This window comes from Shinella zoogloeoides (assembly GCF_022682305.1).
GTDB classification, from domain to species: domain Bacteria; phylum Pseudomonadota; class Alphaproteobacteria; order Rhizobiales; family Rhizobiaceae; genus Shinella; species Shinella zoogloeoides_B.
Genome location: NZ_CP093528.1, coordinates 2360304 through 2376343, shown reverse-complemented (window position 1 = coordinate 2376343; position 16040 = coordinate 2360304). Strand labels below are relative to the sequence as shown.

The following is a 16040-nucleotide window of genomic DNA, read 5'->3' as shown; positions in this document are numbered from 1 at the left end:
CCGGCAGAGGCTGACGATAAACAGAGGGAAAGAGATATGACCAATAGAAGGCAATTTCTGACACGGGCCGGGGCGGTTACGATCGGAGCCGGCGCAGCGACGCTTTCCGCACCCGCCATCGTGAAGGCCCAGGAGCCGATCAAGTGGCGTTTCCAGACCTATGCGGGCGCTGCGCTCGGCGAGCATGTCACCAAGCCCATTGTCGATGCGATCAATGCCGCCGCCAAGGGCGAACTGGAGATCGAGCTCTACTTCGCCGACCAGATCGTGCCGACGGGCGAATTGTTCCGCGCGCTGCAGGCCGGCACCATCGACGCCGTGCATTCGGACGACGATTCCATGGCCTCGCCCGCCGACGTCGCCACCTTCGGCGGCTACTTCCCGCTCGCCACCAAGCAGATCCTCGACGTGCCGGTGCTGTTCAAGCAGTACGGCCTCGCCGATATCTGGCGCTCCTCCTACGAGAAGGTCGGCGGCGTTGTCTGGCTCTCCTCGTCGGGCCAGGACCCATGCCACTTCAACACCAAGAAGGCCATCACCTCGGTCAAGGATTTGGAAGGCCTTCGCCTTTACACCTTCCCGACGGCCGGCCGCTTCCTCAGCCAGTTCGGCGTCGTGCCCGTCACGATCCCCTACGAGGACGCGCAGGTCGCCGTGCAGACGGGCGAACTCGACGGCATGGCCTGGTCGGGCATCACCGAGGACTATACGGTCGGCTGGGCCGACGTGACGGACCACTTCCTGACCAACAACATCTCGGGCGCCTGGATCGGCTCCTTCTTCGTCAACGAGAAAAAGTGGGCGGAACTGCCGGATCACTTGAAGAAGCTGGTCATGACGGCCATCGAATCCGGCAACAACTATCGCGACCAGTGGTACTGGGGCGGCGAGGCGAAGCTGCGCGCCGAGGGCACGAAGCTGAAGCTCACCAGCATTCCGGCCGAGGAATGGAAGGTCGTCGAGGACGCCGCGAAAGTCTTCTGGAAGGAGATCGCCGAGCAGGGCGAGACGGCCGCCAAGGTCGTCAAGATCTTCGAGGACTACAACGCCGTCATCAACAAGGCCGGCCCGCCCTATGTGAACGGCTGACGCCATCCGAAACGCCGGACCGGGCCGTTAAGGCCCGGTCCGGCACGCCGCCATAACCCGCAGGACCACCCCGATGACCGTGACCTATACATTTGACGACCTGAAGAAGGATGTGGCCGAGGGCCGCATCGACACCGTTCTCGCATGCCTTGTCGACATGCAGGGGCGCCTGATGGGCAAACGCTTCCACGCACAGTATTTCGTCGACAGCGCCTATGAGGAAACGCATAGCTGCAACTATCTGCTGGCCACCGACATCGAGATGGAGACGGTGCCCGGCTACAAGTCGACGAGCTGGGCTTCCGGTTATGGCGACTACACGATGAAGCCGGACCTCGCGACGCTGCGCAAGCTGCCCTGGCTGGAAGGCACGGCGCTGGTGCTCTGCGACGTGCTCGACCACCACACCCATGCGGAAGTGCCGCATTCGCCGCGCGCGATCCTCAAGAAGCAGGTCAAGCGCCTTGAGGCGATGGGTCTCAAGCCCTTCATGGCGAGCGAGCTGGAATTCTATCTTTTCGACCAGACCTACGACCACGCCCGCGAGAGCGGCTACCGCGATCTGCAACCCGCGAGCGGCTACAACGAGGACTACCACATCTTCCAGACCACCAAGGAGGAGGATGTAATGCGGGCGCTGCGCAACGGCCTGCAGGGCGCCGGCATTCCGGTCGAGAACTCCAAGGGCGAGGCTTCGCCCGGCCAGGAGGAAATCAACGTGCGCTATGCCGAGGCGGTGACCATGGCGGACCGGCACTCGATCATCAAGAACGCGACCAAGGAGATCGCCTGGCAGCGCGGCAAGGCGGTGACGTTCCTTGCCAAGTGGAACTACAACATGGCCGGTTCCTCCTCGCACATCCACCAGTCGCTCTGGAGCCTCGACGGCAAGGAAGCGAAGTTCTTCGACAAGGACGCCAAATACGGCATGTCGGAGATGATGCGCATGTATGTGGCGGGCCTGCTCGCCCATGCCAGCGAGATCACCTATTTCCTCGCGCCCTACATCAATTCCTACAAGCGCTTCGTCGCCGGCACCTTCGCGCCGACCAAGGCGATCTGGAGCAAGGACAACCGCACCGCCGGCTATCGCCTGTGCGGGGAGGGCACCAAGGGCATCCGTATCGAATGCCGCGTCGGCGGCTCGGACCTCAATCCCTATCTCGCCATGGCCGCGCTGCTGGCCGCCGGCATTGCCGGCATCGAGGGCAAGTTCGAGCTGGAAGCGCCCTTCGAGGGCGATGCCTATGGCGGCAAGGACATCCGTGAGATTCCGCGAACGCTCCGCGGCGCCGCCGAAGCCCTGAAGACCTCCGACATGCTGCGCGAGGCCTTCGGCGACGACGTGGTCGACCACTATGTCCGCGCCGCCGAATGGGAGCAGGAGGAATACGACCGCCGCATCACCGACTGGGAGGTGGCGCGCGGCTTCGAGAGAGCGTAAGAACGGCGCGGGTCTGCCCCTTTGGCCCCCGGAGATTCTCCGGCGGGCGCGAAGGCGCGGCGAGGTCCCTGTCAAAACTGAAATTCCGATAGAACCAACAGGAAGTCGATCATGACTGTGATCAAATGCATATCCCCCGTGGACGGCTCGGTCTATGCCGAGCGCGAGGCGATGCCGCTGGCCGTCGCGCAAGAGGCCGTCGCCCGTGCGAAGAAGGCGCAGAAGGCCTGGGCCAAGCGCCCGCTGGAAGACCGTATCCAGCTCGTCCTCAAGGGCGTCGCCCGCGTCAACGAGATGGCCGACGAGATCGTGCCGGAAATCGCCTGGCAGATGGGCCGCCCGGTCCGCTACGGCGGCGAGTTCAAGGGCTTCAACGAGCGCTCCAACTATGTCGCCGAGATCGCCGGTTCCTCGCTCGCGCCCATAGTCATCGAGAACAGCGACCGTTTCGAGCGCCGCATCGAGCGTGAACCGCACGGCGTCGTCTTCGTCATCGCGCCGTGGAACTATCCCTACATGACGGCGATCAACACGATCGCCCCGGCGCTGATGGCCGGCAATGTCGTTATCATCAAGCATGCCGCCCAGACGCTGCTCGTCGGCGAGCGGCTCGTGCGCGCCTTCAACGAGGCAGGGGTGCCGGAAGACGTCTTCCAGAACGTCTTCCTCGACCATGACACGACCTCGGCGCTGATCGCCGGAAACAGCTTCGATTTCGTGAACTTCACGGGTTCCGTCGAAGGCGGCCGGTCCATCGAGCGCGCCGCCGCCGGCACCTTCACGCCGGTCGGCCTCGAACTGGGCGGCAAGGATCCGGGCTATGTCATGGAGGACGCCGATCTCGACGCGGCCGTCGACACGCTGATGGATGGTGCGACCTACAATTCGGGCCAGTGCTGCTGCGGTATCGAGCGCGTCTATGTCAACGAGAAGCTCTACGACGCGTTCGTCGAGAAGTCGGTCGCCTGGGTTTCCAACTACAAGCTCGGCAACCCGCTCGATCCGGAAACGACGCTCGGCCCGATGGCGCACAAGCGCTTCGCCGCCACCGTCCGTTCGCAGATCGCCGACGCGGTCTCGAAGGGCGCGAAGGCTCTGGTCGATCCCAAGCTCTTCCCGGCCGATGACGGCGGCGCCTATGTCGCCCCGCAGATCCTCGTCGATGTCGATCATTCGATGGAGTTCATGACGGAAGAGACCTTCGGCCCGGCCGTCGGCATCATGAAGGTGAAGAGCGACGAGGAAGCGCTCGCGCTGATGAACGACTGCAAATACGGCCTCACCGTCTCGCTGTGGACGAAGGACAGCGAACGCGCAGCCCGCATCGCCCGCGACCTCGAGACCGGCACCGTCTTCCAGAACCGCGCCGACTATCTCGACCCGGCGCTGTGCTGGACGGGCGTGAAGGAGACGGGCCGTGGCGGCTCGCTTTCCGTCATCGGCTTCCACAACCTTACCCGTCCGAAATCCTACCATTTCAGGAAAGCTTGAAGAGCATGACCATCACCGCCAACTGGAGCTACCCGACCGCGATCAAGTTCGGCGCGGGCCGTATCTCGGAACTCGCCGACCACTGCAAGGCGGTCGGCATGAAGAAGCCGCTGCTCGTCACCGACCGCGGCCTTTCCACCATGCCGATCACCAAGAACGCGCTCGACATTCTGGAGGCCGCGGGCCTCGGCCGGGCGATGTTCGCGGAGGTCGATCCCAACCCGACCGACAAGAATCTCGAAGCCGGCGTCAAGGTGTTCCGCGACGGCGGCCATGACGGCGTCGTCGCCTTCGGCGGCGGCTCGGGCCTCGATCTCGGCAAGGCCATCGCCTTCATGTCCGGCCAGACGCGCCCCGTCTGGGACTTCGAGGATATCGGCGACTGGTGGACCCGCGCCAATTCCGACGGCATCGCGCCGATCGTCGCCGTGCCGACGACGGCCGGCACCGGCTCGGAAGTCGGCCGCGCCTCCGTCATCACCAATTCCGAGACGCACACCAAGAAGGTGATCTTCCATCCGAAGTTCCTGCCTTCCGTGACGATCTGCGACCCGGAACTGACGGTCGGCATGCCGAAGGTCATCACCTCCGGCACCGGCATGGACGCCTTCGCCCATTGCCTCGAAGCCTATTGCTCGCCGTTCTACCATCCGATGAGCCAGGGCATCGCGCTCGAGGGCATGCGCCTCGTCAAGGAATACCTGCCGCGCGCCTACAAGGACGGTACGGATATCGAGGCCCGCGCCCACATGATGTCGGCGGCCGCCATGGGCGCCGTCGCCTTCCAGAAGGGCCTCGGCGCGATCCACTCGCTGTCGCACCCGGTCGGCGCGATCTACAACACGCATCACGGCATGACCAATGCCGTCGTGATGCCGCCGGTGCTGACCTTCAACCGCCCGGCCATCGAGGCGAAGATCGCCAGCGCCGCCGCCTATCTCGGCATAGCCGGCGGCTTCGACGGCTTCTTCGATTATGTACTGCGCCTGCGCGAGGAACTTGGCGTGCCGGACAAGCTCTCGGCGCTCGGCGTCGGCACTGACCGTATCGACGAGATGTCCGCCATGGCCATCGTCGACCCGACGGCCGGCGGCAACCCGGTGGAACTGACGCTCGACGCGGCCAAGCGCCTCTTCGTAGAGTGCATCTGAATTCTCACCGTTAATAAATGACAGAAGCCCGGAAAATATTGGTTTTCCGGGCTTTTTTCTTGCAAAGCGCAAATTTGGCGCGCGATCTCATTAATCCTCGCGATACGGAAATTTCCTCTTTGTTAACCATGTTTTGAAAGGTTCGGTTAAGCGGGCGCCATTTCCACCGGGTCGTCTGACGAGAGCGATGAGCAGCTCGCAGCCTTCAAGAGGAAAGACATGCCCGTCATCACATTTGCCAATGCCAAGGGCGGCGCCGGCAAGACCACCGCGGCCCTCATTCTCGCCACCGAGCTTGCCAGCCAGGGCCACCGTATCACCATCCTCGACGCCGATCCGCAGCGCTGGATCAGCCATTGGCACGAAATCTCCGGCCGCCAGCGCAACATCGCCGTCATCTCGGAAGTCTCCATGGCCTCCATCCAGGGGCATATCCGCGAGAACCGCGATACGACCGACTATTTCATCATCGACCTTGCCGGCGCGCGCGATGCGCTGGTCGCCACGGCCATCGGCCTCTCCGACCATGTGATGATCCCCGTGCAGGGCTGTGCGATGGATGCGCGGGGCGCCGCGCAGATCCTCGAACTTCTCAAGCAGCTCGACGAGAAGGCCGGCATCCGCATCGGCCATTCGGTCGTGCTGACGCGCATGAACTCCATGGTCACGACCCGCGCCATGGCGGCGGTCAAGATGCTGCTTTCGGCGCGCGGCGTCGCGGTGCTCGATACGCCGATCGGCGAACGCACGGCCTTCCGCGATATCTTCGATTGCGGCGGCACGCTCTATTCGATGGACCCGGCCAGGGTGAGCAATCTCGACAAGGCGCGGGAGAACGCGCGGCTCTTTGCCGGGGAGGTTCTGGCCCTTTTGCCCTCGCGCAAGCGCTGCGCGACCGGTCGTGGCCTGTTCCGCACGCTCCGGCAGGCAGCCTGAGCTCGCGAATTGATGAACGGTCGGAGCGGCTGCGACCAAAGGCGCAGCCGTTTTCCGCTATCGGCGCGAGGTCTGGTAATGAACAATTTACCATGCCTAACCTAATGATATCGCCTCAGAAAGCTATTCCCTGAAGGCATGTGCCTTCAACTGGACCCATGAGGGGTCGCGGGGTGGGCGCGCCGTGCGGGCCGCCTGCCCGGGGAGCATTGCGTTTTCCTCCCGTCTCTCGCGTTCCAGGATACCCTCTCCATGAAGCCAGCCCCGCAGACTGCCAGCCAGAACCCCGATATCGCGCGCCGCCTGGACTATCTCGGTCTTGACGAGGCCGCGCTGAAGCGGCTGCGCAGCCTGAAGCCCTTCATCGAGAAGGAGATGGGGCCGGCGCTCGACAAGTTCTACGCCATCGTGCGCAAGAGTCCGGAGGTGAACCACCTCTTCTCCAGCGATTCCCATATGAATCACGCCAAGGAGGCGCAGCTCGGCCATTGGAAGAGCATCGCCGCCGGCGATTTCACGGGCGATTATGCGGCGAAGGTGCAGACGATCGGCCGTGTGCATGCCCGCATCGGACTGGAGCCGCGCTGGTATATCGGGGGCTACGCGCTGATCGTGGAACACCTGCTGACCGAGGCGGCGAAATCGCTCTGGCCGAAAGGGGGGCTGTTCTCCCGCCATGAAATCGGCCCGGAGGAATTTGCGGCGCGGTTTTCCAGCCTGCTCAAGGCGATGTTCCTCGACATGGACCTGTCGATCTCCGTCTACCAGGATACGTCCGACGTCACCAAGCAGCAGGCGGTGCAGGCGCAGGTTCTCGCCGAGGAGCGCAAGCTCGTCAGCGATTCCTTCGGTGCGGCGCTGAAGCGCATCTCGGACGGCGACCTTACGGCGCGCATCACCGGCGCGTTGCCGGAGGCTTACGAGGCGCTGCGCGACGACTTCAACCACGCGATGTCGACGCTGGCGCAGGCCATCGGCAATATCGGGGTCGGTGCGGGATCGATCCATCTCAGCGCCCGTGAGATCGCTTCGGCATCCGACGATCTCGCCAAGCGCACCGAGCGGCAGGCGGCGAACCTCGAGGAGACGGCGGCGGCCGTGGAACAGGTGACGACCACCGTGCGTCAGACCGCGCAAAGCGCCAACGAGGCGAACGCCCTCGTCATGGCCGCGCGCGACAATGCGCAGCGCAGCGGCGAGGTGGTGGAAGAGGCGATCACCGCCATGGGCGAGATCCAGGCGTCCTCGGCGGCCATCGCCAATATCATCGAAGTGATCGACGAGATCGCCTTCCAGACCAACCTTCTGGCGCTGAACGCAGGCATCGAGGCCGCGCGGGCAGGCGAAGCCGGGCGGGGCTTTGCCGTCGTCGCCTCGGAGGTGCGGGCGCTTGCCCAGCGCTGCGCGGATGCCGCCAAGGACATCCAGAACCTCATCGCCCGCTCGCACGGGCAGGTCGAGGACGGCGTGCGCTCGGTGGGCGAGGTCGCCCAGTCGCTGCGCCAGATCGTGTCGCAGGTCGTCGAGGTGAGCGCGGTCTTCAATACCATCCGCGCCAGCACCGCGGAGCAGGCGACGGGCCTGCAGGCCGTCAACCAGGCCGTCAACGCCATGGACCAGATCACCCAGCAGAACGCCGCGATGGTCGAGCAGGCGAATGCCGCGAGCCAGGCATTGACCGCGGAATCCGCCTCCATCGCCGCCCAGCTCAGCGCCTTCCGCACCGGCGGCACCGCGCAGCCGGCGCGCAATTCCGGCTATACCCGCGCCGCCTGAACCTGCTTCAAGGATTGAGAAGGCCGGGAGTGCGTCGCGCTCCCGGCCTCTCTTAGCGAACCTGTTGCCGGAACGAAAAAAGCCGGCCTTGCGGGCCGGCTTTCGTTGCTGTCTTTGGCGATACTCAGTCGACGAATTCGACGGTCACGCCGGCGCTCGTCATCTTGGCAAGCTCGGTGGCGTCCCAGTTGGTCAGGCGGATGCAGCCGTGGCTCTGGGTCTTGCCGATCTTGGACGGTTCGGGCGTGCCGTGAATGCCGTAGGTCGGCTTGGAGAGCGCGATCCAGACCGTGCCGACCGGGCCGTTCGGGCCGGGTTGCAGCGTCAGCACCTTGTCGTTGTTGCCCTGCTTGAAGTTGATCTTCGGATTGTAGGTGTAGCCCGGATTGAGCGCGATGCGCTGGACCGTCACCGTGCCGGAGGGCGAGGGCGTGTCCGACGAGCCGATGGACGCCGGGTAGGCGGCGATGAGCGTGCCGTTCGCGTCATAGGCGAGCACCTGCTTGCGCCCCTTGTCGGCGAGGATCTTCGCGACCTTGCCGGTCTTCTTCTCGCCGATATCGACGACCTTGACGAGCGTGCCGGGAATGGTGAAGTCGACGCCCGGATTGATTTCCTTCAGATAGGCGACGTCCATGTGGAACTTCTCGCCCAGCATTTCCTCCGTCGAGGTGAAGGAGAGATGCGGCAGCGCCGCCTTGTGGGCATAGTCGTCCGGGATCGACGCCACATAGGGACCGGCCGCGTCGGCGGCGGTGATCTCGTAGGTGGTGAAGGCCATGCCGCCGGACAGGCGCAGGCGCTCCAGGATATCGTCGGCATTGTTCGGATCGAGCGTCTCGCCGGTGGCGTTCTGCCAGGCCTCGATGGCCTTGGTGACGTTGGACCCCTTCTTGCCGTCGATCACGCCCGGGGAGAAGCCCTCGCGGTCGAGGAAGACCTGAAGGGCGGTGACTTCGGCGGAGGACATCTTGCCGAGCGCTACCGCCGGCGCGAACTTCGGGCCGGGCACGAATTCGGCATTCGGATCGCTGCCGTCCGCCGGCAGCGCCAGCGCCTCGTCGGGGTCGTTGGAGAGGCCGGGCATGGGCTGCGTATTGCCGAAATCGGTGTCCGGCGGCGTGCGCCGTTCCATGTCGCCCGGCAGCGCCTCGCGCATTTCCGGCACGGAACTGGTCGTCAGGTTATCGTCATAGTCGGCGCCGGGGGCCGGAGGGAAGTAGTCCGGGTTTGTCTCCGAATAGCCGCGCGCTTCGCGGTAGCGCTCGCGGCGCGAGGGATAGCCATCGCCGTCATTGCCGAAATAACGGTCTGCCGGCACGGCCGTCGCGACGATGTCGCCCCAGGCGTCGATCAGCACCTTGCGGCCGCGACTGTCGCGTCCCCAGCGCATGCTGCCGTCGTCGGGAATATAGTCGAGAATATCGCCTTCGGGCGAAACGAGGATCGTGTTGCGGGAAAGCTGGTGCTGCTGGGCCTTGGCCGGCAGCGCCGCGAATCCGAGGACGGATGCGGCTGCAAGAAGCGAAATGCTTGTTTTAAAAATCGAATTCACGGCTGTTGACCTGCCAGGTTGCATATGTCGCGCGGACGGAACACTTCAATTCGGACCTTAATATGGAAAACTGAATCGATGGTGAACGTAACGTCAACGCGTATGGTGAAAACTTGTAGTCGGGCGCGGCGGTTCCGTGAAAAGATGCGGGATGGAGATGTGCGCCCGGTGGCGCTCGGCAGCGCTTGGCCCTAGCATGCGGTCCTTGCCCGCCTCACCGGAGTTTGCCATGCCTTTCGCCCTTGCTGCCGATACGCCGGACCAGTCCTTCCGTCTCGACCTGACGGCGCATTCCGCCCTCGACGTCGCGAGCGCCGTTTTCCATGGCATGGACATCACGCCCGGCTCGGCCATTCCCTCGGACGGCGATCCGCGCATCGACAGGGCGCTGCCGGGCTTCCTCTTCACCTGCGGCCCGGATCATATCCGTCATCCCGTGCCGGTGGAGGGCGCGACCGACGGTCGGCGCTACCCGCTGCATGGTTCGCTCTCCTCCCATCCGGCGCGGGACATCACCATCGAGGAGGACGAGGGTGAGGCGATCTGCGAGGGGCGCATCGCCGTCGCGCTCGCCCATGGCGGCACGGCCGATCTTGCGCGCCGCTGGCGCGCCGACCGGCGTACGGGGCACATCTCGCTCGATGACGCCGTAACCAATACGGGCGACAGGCCATGGCCGCCCTTCGCCATGTACCATATCAATTTCGGCACCGGCCTGTTTGACGAGGACACGCGGCTGACCGGCGCCATGCTGCCCGGCGGAAGCCTGCCCTGGCGCTTCGACGATGGCGACATGAAGATCTTCTGCGTGCCGGCGGCGGAGACGGCGGAGCATGGCTGGGCGGAGATCGCCGTAGGGCCGATCGCCGCCCTCGGCGGGCGTAGCGTGCATATCCGCTTCCGCACCGACACCTTGCCCTACCTGCAGGTCTGGCGGAACCAGTCATCCGGCTGCGCGGTGCTCGGCATCGAGCCGGTCTCGCACCGGCTGGCCTCGCGCGAGGAGCTGATCGCTTCCGGTGAAGCGCCGGACTTTGCGCCGGGCGAGAGCGTCGGCTACGCGCTCGCCTTCGAGGTCCGCTAGATTTCGCATGATTGACGCTTTCGCGGCGCGGGCCTAAACGGGATCGCAGCTATTTCGGAAAGGACCTTCCATGGATATCCGCTCGATCAACGACGAATACGCCGTCTCCGGCCAGATCACCGTCGAGGACCTCGATACGATCGCCGCCCTCGGCTTCAAGTCCATCGTCTGCCACCGTCCGGACCATGAAGAGGCCGGCCAGCCCGAATTTTCCGCCATTGCCGCCCGCGCGAAGGAACTCGGCATCGAGACGGCGCATGTGCCGGTCGGCCCGATGGGCGTGACCGTGGAAGCGGTGAACGGCATGGTCGATGCGCTCGATGAGCTGCCGCGCCCCATGCTCGGCTATTGCCGCTCGGGCATGCGCTCGACGAAGACCTACGAGCAGACGCAGCACATTCGCGGCTGAGGGCTGGGAGGGGCTTGGCCCCTCATCCCGCTGCCGCGACCTTCTCCCCGCAGGCGGGGAGAAGGGGCAGGAGGCAATGCCTCGCTTCTTCGTGACACTAGCGATTTTCGGGAAACCGGTTCGTCATGGTCCTTCGCCCCGCTTGCGGGGAGAAGGTGCCGGCAGGCGGATGAGGGGCTTTCCAGCCCCTGACCTCACTTCCCGCTGCGGATATCCGACAGCGTGCGCGTCGGCGTGATCGCCTCGGGATCGAGCTTCACCTCGATGATCGCCGGCTTGCCGCTGGCGCGGGCGCGCAGGAACGCGTCGGCGAAATCTTCCGTCTTCTCCACCGTCTCGCCATGGCCGCCATAGGCGACCGCGAGGGCTGCAAAATCCGGGTTGGTGAGGTCCGTGGCGCTGACGCGGCCGGGATATTCCCGTTCCTGGTGCATGCGGATCGTGCCGTAGATGCCGTTGTTGACGACGACGGTGATGATCGGCAGCTTGTAACGCACGGCGGTCGCGAATTCCTGGCCGTGCATCATGAAGCAACCGTCACCGGCAAAGCAGATGACCTCGCGTTCCGGGTGGAGCTGCTTGGCCGCGACGGCGGCCGGCAGGCCGTAGCCCATGGAGCCGGAGGTCGGGGCGGCCTGCGTGCCGAAGCGGCGGAAGCGGTGGAAACGGTGCACCCAGGTGGCGTAGTTGCCCGCGCCGTTGGTGAAAATCGTGTCCTCGGCCGTGTTCTCTTCCAGCCAAGCCATGATCGGCCCCATCTGTACCGCGCCGGGGCCTTCCATCGGCGGGGTCGACCACTTCAGGTAGCTTTCATGCATGGCGGCCGTGCGGGCGGCCCAGCGCGGCGCGGACTTCGGCGCAAGGCCCTCAAGCGCGGCGACGAAATCCTCCGGCGCGGCGCAGATCGCCAGATCCGGGCGGTAGACGCGGCCGAGTTCCGACGGGTCGGGATAGACATGCACCAGCTTCTGCTGCGGATAGGGGCTCTGAATCAGGCTGTAGGTGGCCGACGGCATTTCCGAATAGCGGCCGCCGAGCAGGATGACGAGGTCGGCCTCGCGGATTTCCTTGCCCAGCGCCGGGTTGATGCCGATGCCGGAATCGCCGGCATAGTTCGGGTGCTGGTGATCGAACAGCATCTGGCGGCGGAAGGAACAGGAGACCGGCAGCGACCAGCGCTCGGCGAAGGCAGCGATCCCCTTCACGCTCTCATCCGACCAGCGCGTGCCGCCGAGGATGACGAGGGGGCGCTCGGCCTTTTCGAGCAGGCCGGCCAGTTCCTCGACCTGCTTGCGGCCCGGATGGGCCTCCACCGGCATGAAGGGCTTTGCCTCGACCGTCTCGACTTCGTCCGTCAGCATGTCCTCGGGCAGCGCCAGGACGACCGGGCCGGGTCGGCCGGAGGTGGCGACGGCGAAGGCGCGGGTGATGAATTCGGGAATGCGGCGGGCGTCGTCGATCTCGGCCACCCACTTGGCGACCTCGGTGAAGGCGCGGCGGTATTCCACTTCCTGGAAGGCCTCGCGCTCGCGCGCATCGCGCTGCACCTGGCCGATGAAGAGGATCATCGGGATCGAATCCTGCCGTGCGATATGCAGGCCGGCGGAAGCGTTGGTGGCGCCGGGGCCGCGCGTGACCATGCAGATGCCCGGTTCGCCGGTGAGCCGGCCCCAGCAATCCGCCATCATCGCCGCGCCGCCTTCCTGGCGGCAGACGAGCACGTCGACATTGGTGTCATGCAGCGCGTCGAGCACCGCGAGATAGCTTTCGCCCGGCACGCAGGCGACACGCTTGACGCCGTTGGCTACGAGGGCGTCGACGATGAGCTGGCCGCCGGTCTTCATGCGCTTTTCTTTCCTGCTTCGAGGGTTTCGAGTTCCGCCATCACGGCGTCGGTATGTTCGCCGAGCCGCGGGCTGGGGCGGTCGTAGACGAGAGGCGTGCCGGAGAACACGATAGGCGTGCGCACGCCGGGAATGAGGTTCCCGTCCGCATCCGGCAGATCGACGCGCAGGCCGCGCGCCTTGACCTGCGGGTCGTCGAAGGTCTCGGCGATGGAATTGATCGGCCCGGCGGGAACGCCCTCGCGCTCGCAGGCGTCGAGTAGGTCCGCCTTGGTGATCGCGGCCGTCGCGCCGGTCACGAGACTGCGCACCGCCTCGCGGTTGGCGACGCGGGCGCGGTTGGTCGCGAAGCGCTCGTCATCGGCGACGCCGTCAAGCTTCAGGATGCCGCAGAGCTTCCTGAACTGGCCGTCATTGCCGACGGCGAGGATGATGTGTCCATCGGATGTCGGCACCACCTCATAAGGTGAGATGTTCGGATGCGCATTGCCGAGCCGGGTCGGCGCCTTGCCGGAGGCGAGGAAGTTCATGTTCTGGTTCGCCATGACGGCGGACTGCACGTCGAGCAGCGCCATGTCGACATGCTGGCCGTTGCCGGTCTTCATGACATGGATCAGCGCGGCCTGGATGGCGGCGACGGCATAGATGCCCGTGAAGATATCGGCGATGGCGACCCCTGCCTTCATCGGCTCGCCATCGGGCGCACCCGTCACGGACATGAAGCCGGACATGCCCTGCACGATATAGTCGTAGCCGGCGCGGGCGGCATAGGGGCCGTCCTGGCCGAAGCCGGTGACGGAGCAATAGACGAGTTTCGGGTGTCGCGCCGCAAGGCTCTTGTAGTCGAGGCCGTATTTCGTCAGGCCGCCGACCTTGAAGTTCTCGATCACCACATCGGCGGTCGCGATCAGGCGGTGGACTGTCTCACGGCCTTCCTCCGTCTTGAGGTCGACGGCGATGGAGCGCTTGCCCCGGTTCGTGGAATGGTAATAGGCGGCAGAGAGATTCTCGCCGTCCTTACCCATGACGAAGGGCGGTCCCCAGGCGCGCGTGTCGTCGCCGCCGTCGGGGTTCTCGATCTTGATGACGTCCGCGCCGAGGTCCGCCAGCATCTGCCCGGCCCAGGGACCTGCGAGCACCCGAGCCAGTTCGATGACACGGATGCCGGCAAGCGGCAGGTTCGACTTCTCCATCGTGCACTCCTCCTTCACAGGCGCGCGAAAGCGCCCGCCGGGCTTTTCACCCATTTCGCCTTGGATAACAAAAAGCCGGAGGGCACGATAGCGGGCAGGGCCACGGACATCATGACGGGTTCGACTGACTTGATGCCCGCCGCGTGCGCCGGTCTTCGCCTTTGTCAGATCGGCGTGGAGGCGGGCGGAATGGTCGCCGTCTTGCCTATCTGCCGCTCGCGCCAGATGACATAGAGGCCCGAGCTTATGATGATGGAGATGCCGAGCCACTTTATCGTATCCGGCAGGTGGCCGAAGACCCACCAGCCGAGGATCGTCGCCGAGACGATCTCCAGATATTGCAGCGGGGCGAGGGTGGAGGCCGGGGCCGAGCGATAGGCATAGACCCCGAGCACGCCGGCGATGGTGGCCGCGACGGCCGCGCCCGCGATATAGAGCGTGTTGCGCATGTCGGGTACGACGGGCGTCAGGAAGTCGATGCCGGCGACGCTGCCGACGACGAGCAGCAGGCCGGCGATGACGGCGCCCCAGAGACCCGCGTAGAACTGCATCGACCAGGGGTCCTCCTTCTGCGCCACAAGTCGGGTGAGCAGGAAGAAGAGCGCGAGCGAGAAGGCCGCGACCACCGGCAGGAGGGCGATGAGGCCGACTTCCTGCAGGCTCGGCTGGATGACGAGCAGCGAGCCGAAGAAGCCGACGCCGCAGGCCGTATAGCGCCGCCAGCCGATGGTCTCCTTCAGGAAGATGGAGCCGAGGATGGTGAGGATGATCGGCTCGACGAAGAAGATGGCGATGGCGTCGGCCACCTCCATGACGGCGAGCGGCGTGACGAAGCTGATCATGGTGATGGCCATCAGCAGGCCGCGTGCTGCATGCAGGCCCATCTTCCTCCATGTCACGTCCAGCAGCGTGCCGCGCATCAGGCAGATCGGCCCCAGCACGGTCATCTGGAAGAGCAGGCGCACGAAGGTGATCTCCGTCGCGGGAACGGAGGTGACGGCGAGCTTGGCGAAGATGTCGATGATCGGCGAGATCAGCACCGACAGGACCATGAAGACAAGCCCGAGGCTCACTTCGTTGCGCAGCGGCGTGATGGCGGTCGTGCTCATGATCGGTCCGGCGGCCGGCGCGTTTCCTCGACAACCCGGCGGCACCAGCCGGCAAAGGCGTCGATGGCGGGGTCGCGCAGCGCCGGGCTTTCGTTCAGCGTTTCGTGACGCATGCCGCGATAGACGATCGTGGTGACGTTCTCAAGCCGCGATTTCTTGAGCCTTTCGGAAAAGGCGAGGGTCGCCCGGCCATAATCGGTCGCCGGGTCCTCGCCGCCGCCGGCAAGGTGGATCGGCAGCGCCTTCGGCAGGCGCGCGATCCCTCCCGCCGAGGCGTCGGCGAAGGTGACGGCGAAGATGTCGATCCACATGGAGACATTGACGTCGAAGCCGCAGAGCGGATCGGCGACATAGGCGTCCACCTGCGCCGCATCGTGCGACAGCCAGTCGAACTCCGTCCGCCGGCCGGCGATGGATTTGCCCCAGGCGCCGAAGGTGAGCTTCGGCAGGATGCCGCTGGGCACGTCCGACCCCTTCAGCATGCGCTCGGCCGCCAGCACGACCTGCGCCAGCCGCCCGGCAAAGCCCGGCTCGAGATTGGAATTCCATACGGCGAGCGCGTCGATATCGGTGGGGTGTGCCTCAGCGAAGGCGAGCGCCATGAGGCCGCCCATCGAATGGCCGAACAGCACCACCGGCAGGCCGGGATGCCGCCCGACGGCAAGGTCGCGCACCGCGCGCATGTCCTCGATGACGCGCTGGATGCCGCCGCGCGGCGCGAACTGCCCGAGCGGCGCATCCGGCGCCGTCGTATGGCCGTGGCCGCGATGGTCGTGCGCATAGACGTGCAGGCCTTCCGTCGCCATGCGGGCGGCGAAGACGGCGTAGCGCGCGCTGTGCTCGGCAAGGCCGTGGCTGATGAGAAGGATGCCCCGCGCCTCTCCGCGCGCCGGCTCGTGCCGCAGCGCAAGCGTAGCACCGCTCGGGCTTTTCAGCGTCTCGGCCTGTGAAAACACCGC

13 protein-coding genes are annotated in these 16040 nt (G+C 65.4%); 8 read left to right on the top strand and 5 right to left on the bottom strand.

Annotated elements, in window-relative coordinates; genetic code table 11:
* Positions 1–36: 36 nt before the first annotated feature.
* The 6 genes from MOE34_RS11905 (at position 37) to MOE34_RS11880 (ending at position 7887) form a co-directional block, all read left to right on the top strand.
* Complete coding sequence (locus MOE34_RS11905; RefSeq protein ID WP_242217086.1) at positions 37–1089, top strand: TRAP transporter substrate-binding protein; 1053 nt, start codon at positions 37–39, stop codon at positions 1087–1089.
* A gap of 79 nt (positions 1090–1168) precedes the next feature.
* Positions 1169–2533: a glutamine synthetase family protein gene (locus MOE34_RS11900; RefSeq protein WP_242223916.1), complete on the top strand. Its 1365-nt coding sequence runs from the start codon at positions 1169–1171 to the stop codon at positions 2531–2533.
* A 111-nt stretch (positions 2534–2644) separates the two neighbouring features.
* Positions 2645–4024: an aldehyde dehydrogenase family protein gene (locus MOE34_RS11895; protein WP_242217084.1), complete on the top strand. Its 1380-nt coding sequence runs from the start codon at positions 2645–2647 to the stop codon at positions 4022–4024.
* Positions 4025–4029: 5 nt separating this feature from the next.
* Positions 4030–5175, top strand: a complete 1146-nt coding sequence (locus tag MOE34_RS11890) for an iron-containing alcohol dehydrogenase (RefSeq protein WP_242217082.1) — start codon at positions 4030–4032, stop codon at positions 5173–5175.
* A 219-nt stretch (positions 5176–5394) separates the two neighbouring features.
* The gene (locus tag MOE34_RS11885) at positions 5395–6111 is read left to right on the top strand and encodes a ParA family protein (protein WP_242217080.1); all 717 of its coding nucleotides are present in this window, start codon (positions 5395–5397) and stop codon (positions 6109–6111) included.
* 252 nt (positions 6112–6363) lie between these two features.
* On the top strand, positions 6364–7887 hold the full coding sequence (locus MOE34_RS11880; RefSeq protein ID WP_242217078.1) for a globin-coupled sensor protein: 1524 nt from the start codon (positions 6364–6366) through the stop codon (positions 7885–7887).
* 124 nt (positions 7888–8011) lie between these two features.
* Here MOE34_RS11880 and MOE34_RS11875 read toward each other — a convergent pair whose 3' ends face one another.
* Positions 8012–9376 carry a L,D-transpeptidase family protein gene (locus tag MOE34_RS11875; RefSeq protein ID WP_431522438.1) on the bottom strand — a complete coding sequence of 455 codons (1365 nt, stop codon included), beginning with the start codon at positions 9374–9376 and terminating at the stop codon, positions 8012–8014.
* Between the two features lie 295 nt (positions 9377–9671).
* On the opposite strand from MOE34_RS11875, the gene MOE34_RS11870 reads away from it, so the two are divergent.
* Together MOE34_RS11870 and MOE34_RS11865 are read left to right on the top strand one after the other, a co-directional pair.
* Complete coding sequence (locus MOE34_RS11870) at positions 9672–10526, top strand: DUF4432 family protein (RefSeq protein WP_242217074.1); 855 nt, start codon at positions 9672–9674, stop codon at positions 10524–10526.
* A 70-nt stretch (positions 10527–10596) separates the two neighbouring features.
* Positions 10597–10935, top strand: coding sequence for a TIGR01244 family sulfur transferase (locus MOE34_RS11865; protein WP_242217070.1), 339 nt, complete (start codon positions 10597–10599; stop codon positions 10933–10935).
* 194 nt (positions 10936–11129) lie between these two features.
* On the opposite strand, the gene MOE34_RS11860 is transcribed toward MOE34_RS11865, so the two are convergent.
* The 4 genes from MOE34_RS11860 to MOE34_RS11845 all read right to left on the bottom strand — a co-directional run bounded on the left by MOE34_RS11860 (position 11130) and on the right by MOE34_RS11845 (position 16037).
* Positions 11130–12779 carry a thiamine pyrophosphate-binding protein gene (locus tag MOE34_RS11860; protein WP_242217069.1) on the bottom strand — a complete coding sequence of 550 codons (1650 nt, stop codon included), beginning with the start codon at positions 12777–12779 and terminating at the stop codon, positions 11130–11132.
* The gene (locus MOE34_RS11855; RefSeq protein WP_242217067.1) at positions 12776–13972 is read right to left on the bottom strand and encodes a CaiB/BaiF CoA transferase family protein; all 1197 of its coding nucleotides are present in this window, start codon (positions 13970–13972) and stop codon (positions 12776–12778) included. Before MOE34_RS11855 ends, MOE34_RS11860 begins: the two co-directional genes overlap by 4 nt.
* 164 nt (positions 13973–14136) lie before the next feature.
* Entirely contained in the window at positions 14137–15081 is a 945-nt protein-coding gene (locus MOE34_RS11850) for a DMT family transporter (protein WP_242217065.1), read from the bottom strand.
* Positions 15078–16037 carry an alpha/beta fold hydrolase gene (locus tag MOE34_RS11845; RefSeq protein ID WP_242217062.1) on the bottom strand — a complete coding sequence of 320 codons (960 nt, stop codon included), beginning with the start codon at positions 16035–16037 and terminating at the stop codon, positions 15078–15080. Before MOE34_RS11845 ends, MOE34_RS11850 begins: the two co-directional genes overlap by 4 nt.
* Positions 16038–16040 lie beyond the last annotated feature (3 nt).

Coding starts and splice junctions, on each gene's coding strand:
- MOE34_RS11905 (WP_242217086.1), top strand. CDS start 37: ATGACCAATAGAAGGCAATTTCTGACACGGGCCGGGGCGGTTACGATC.
- MOE34_RS11895 (WP_242217084.1), top strand. CDS start 2,645: ATGACTGTGATCAAATGCATATCCCCCGTGGACGGCTCGGTCTATGCC.
- MOE34_RS11890 (WP_242217082.1), top strand. CDS start 4,030: ATGACCATCACCGCCAACTGGAGCTACCCGACCGCGATCAAGTTCGGC.
- MOE34_RS11885 (WP_242217080.1), top strand. CDS start 5,395: ATGCCCGTCATCACATTTGCCAATGCCAAGGGCGGCGCCGGCAAGACC.
- MOE34_RS11880 (WP_242217078.1), top strand. CDS start 6,364: ATGAAGCCAGCCCCGCAGACTGCCAGCCAGAACCCCGATATCGCGCGC.
- MOE34_RS11870 (WP_242217074.1), top strand. CDS start 9,672: ATGCCTTTCGCCCTTGCTGCCGATACGCCGGACCAGTCCTTCCGTCTC.
- MOE34_RS11865 (WP_242217070.1), top strand. CDS start 10,597: ATGGATATCCGCTCGATCAACGACGAATACGCCGTCTCCGGCCAGATC.
- MOE34_RS11860 (WP_242217069.1), bottom strand. CDS start 12,779: ATGAAGACCGGCGGCCAGCTCATCGTCGACGCCCTCGTAGCCAACGGC.
- MOE34_RS11855 (WP_242217067.1), bottom strand. CDS start 13,972: ATGGAGAAGTCGAACCTGCCGCTTGCCGGCATCCGTGTCATCGAACTG.
- MOE34_RS11850 (WP_242217065.1), bottom strand. CDS start 15,081: ATGAGCACGACCGCCATCACGCCGCTGCGCAACGAAGTGAGCCTCGGG.